This is a genomic window from Dietzia sp. CW19, assembly GCF_014145265.1.
GTDB lineage: Bacteria > Actinomycetota > Actinomycetes > Mycobacteriales > Mycobacteriaceae > Dietzia > Dietzia natronolimnaea.
Genome location: NZ_JAALEE010000122.1, coordinates 1 through 2,501, shown reverse-complemented (window position 1 = coordinate 2,501; position 2,501 = coordinate 1). Strand labels below are relative to the sequence as shown.

The 2,501-nt window shown below is 70.0% G+C and carries 3 protein-coding genes; 1 reads left to right on the top strand and 2 read right to left on the bottom strand.

Annotated elements, in window-relative coordinates; translation table 11 throughout:
- Positions 1-479, bottom strand: a 479-nt coding sequence (locus G6021_RS04310) for an enoyl-CoA hydratase-related protein (RefSeq protein ID WP_182640735.1), incomplete at its 3' end; no start/stop codon positions are given.
- 42 nt (positions 480-521) lie between these two features.
- Complete coding sequence (locus tag G6021_RS04305) at positions 522-1,739, bottom strand: acetyl-CoA C-acetyltransferase (RefSeq protein WP_182640734.1); 1,218 nt, start codon at positions 1,737-1,739, stop codon at positions 522-524.
- A gap of 162 nt (positions 1,740-1,901) precedes the next feature.
- Between G6021_RS04305 and G6021_RS04300 the strand changes: the two genes are divergently transcribed.
- On the top strand, positions 1,902-2,501 hold a 600-nt coding region (locus tag G6021_RS04300; RefSeq protein WP_182640733.1), incomplete at its 3' end, for a TetR/AcrR family transcriptional regulator.

Here is a 2,501-nt window from a genome sequence, read left to right as displayed (position 1 = left end):
ACGGTGCGGACGATCCCGCCGCCACCGGGCAGCAGACCGAGGCTCACCTCGGGTAGGCCCAGCTGGATCGCGGGCGAGTCCACCACGATCCGGTGGTGGGTGGCCAGCGCGATCTCGAGACCGCCGCCGAGCGCGGCACCCGCGATGGCGGCCACGACGGGCTTACCCAGGGTCTCCAGTCGCCGCAGTGGCGCCTTGGCCCGCTCGACGGTGGCCACGGCCAGGTCCGCCCCGTCAGCGGGGATCGACAGGATGTCGCCCAGGTCGCCGCCGGCGAAGAAGGTCTTCTTGGCGGAGGTCAGGATCACGCCGGTGATCTCGTCGACCTCGGAGGCGAGCCTGTCGACGGCCGCCTCCATGGACGCCAGGTAGTCGGCGTTCATGGTGTTGGCGCTCTGACCCGGATCGTCCATGGTGAGGACGACGACGCCGTCGGCGTCGCGCTCGTAGGTGATGGTGTTGGTGAATTCGCTGCTCATTGGGGTTTTTCTCGTCCTTGTCAAGGCTGGCGGCCGGGTCGTCTACAGGCGTTCGATGATGGTGGCGATGCCCATGCCGGCACCCACGCACAGGGTCGCGAGGGCGTAGCGGGCGTCGCGGCGTTCCAGCTCGTCCAGGGCGGTGCCGAGGATCATCGCGCCGGTCGCGCCGAGGGGGTGCCCCATGGCGATCGCGCCGCCGTTGACGTTGATCTTCTCCATGGGGACCCCGAGGTCCTTGGCGAATTTCATCGGCACGGCGGCGAACGCCTCGTTGACCTCGAACAGGTCGATGTCGTCGATCGTCAGGCCGGCTTTGGCGAGGGCCTTGCGGGCGGCCGGGGTGGGGCCGGTGAGCATGATCGTGGGCTCCGAACCGATGACGGCGGCCGAGACGATCCTGGCGCGCGGCGCGAGGCCGTTGCGCTCGCCGGCCTCGGCGTTGCCGATGAGCAGCGCGGTGGCACCGTCGACGATCCCGGAGGAGTTCCCGGCGTGATGGACGTGGTCGATGCGCTCGACCGAGTGGTACTTCTGCAGCGCCACGGCGTCGAAACCGGCCTGCTCACCGAGCGCCGCGAACGACGGCCGGAGTGACGCGAGATCGTCGGCGGTGGTGCCCCGCCGGATGTGCTCGTCATGGTCGAGCACGACCAGACCGGCGGAGTCGACCACCGGGATGACCGAGCCCGCGAAGCGGCCCTCGTCCCAGGCGGCGGAGGCGAGCTCCTGCGACCGCGCGGCGAACTCGTCGACGTCCCCGCGGGAGAAGCCCTCGATCGTGGCGATGAGGTCCGCGCCGATCCCCTGCGGGACGAACGAGGTGGAGTAGTTGACCCGGGGGTTCTGCGCCCAGGCGCCGCCGTCGGAGCCCATCGGGACCCGCGACATCGACTCCACGCCACCGGCGACGACGAGGTCCTCCCACCCCGCGCGGACCTTCTGCGCGGCCAGGTTCACGGCCTCGAGCCCGGAGGCACAGAAGCGGTTCTGCTGCACCCCGGCCACCGTCTCGGGCAGTCCGGCGGCGAGGGCCGCGATGCGGGGCAACACCGCGCCCTGCTCACCGACCGGACCGACGATGCCCATGACGACGTCCTCGATCTGTGCGGGATCGAGACTGCTGTTGCGCTCGACCAGCGAACGCAGCACGCCGACGGCGAGGTCGATCGGGGCGACGCTGTACAGCGAACCGCTGGACTTGCCCTTACCGCGTGGCGTGCGCACCGCGTCGTAGATGTAGGCCTCGGGCACTGACATGGGTGGGTTGTCCCTTCCGTCCCGAGCCGGTCTGCGACGACGCACTCGAGACACTCACATGGATTCGATCACATATATCTGTGAATTCGGGTTTACTATGGCCACTGTATCCGCTGTTGTCAAGATCACACCCCGATCCGCCCTCACGAGATCCGAGAGGTCATGACGTCGTCACCACCACTGCCCACGAGGTTCCCGGACGCCCCTCCACCGGGGTCCCGACGTGCGGAGATCGCGCTGGCCGCGGCCGAGGAGTTCACTCGACGCGGATACCACGCGACCCGTGTGGAGCACATCGCGGATCGACTCGCGGTGACCCCCGGTGCGCTGTACCGGTACGTCCCGGGCAAGTACGCGATGTTCCGAGACGCGGTCGCCACGCTCGTCGGGGAACTCGACGCCGCCACGTCCGGTTCCGATGACCTCGACCACCTGGTCGACTCGGTCACCCGGGCGACACTGACCCACCGCTCCCGCGCCGCGCTGTACCGCTGGCAGATCCGGTATCTCACGCCGGAGGACCGGGCGGCGGTCGTGGCGGCCGACATCCGGATCCGCCAGCGATTCTCCGACGCGATCCGCGGACACGGCGCTGTCGCCCGGACCGGGACCCGGGGCGCGGCCGGCGCCATCCTCGCCTGCATCGCCTCGCTCGGCCATCACCGCATCGAGGTCACCGAAGCGGGCGCGGTGGCGCTGATGCAGTCGATCGCGGCGGACCTGGCCGGATCCACCCCGGGCGTCAGGTCGACGCCGACTCCG

Coding starts and splice junctions, on each gene's coding strand:
- G6021_RS04305 (WP_182640734.1), bottom strand. CDS start 1,739: ATGTCAGTGCCCGAGGCCTACATCTACGACGCGGTGCGCACGCCACGC.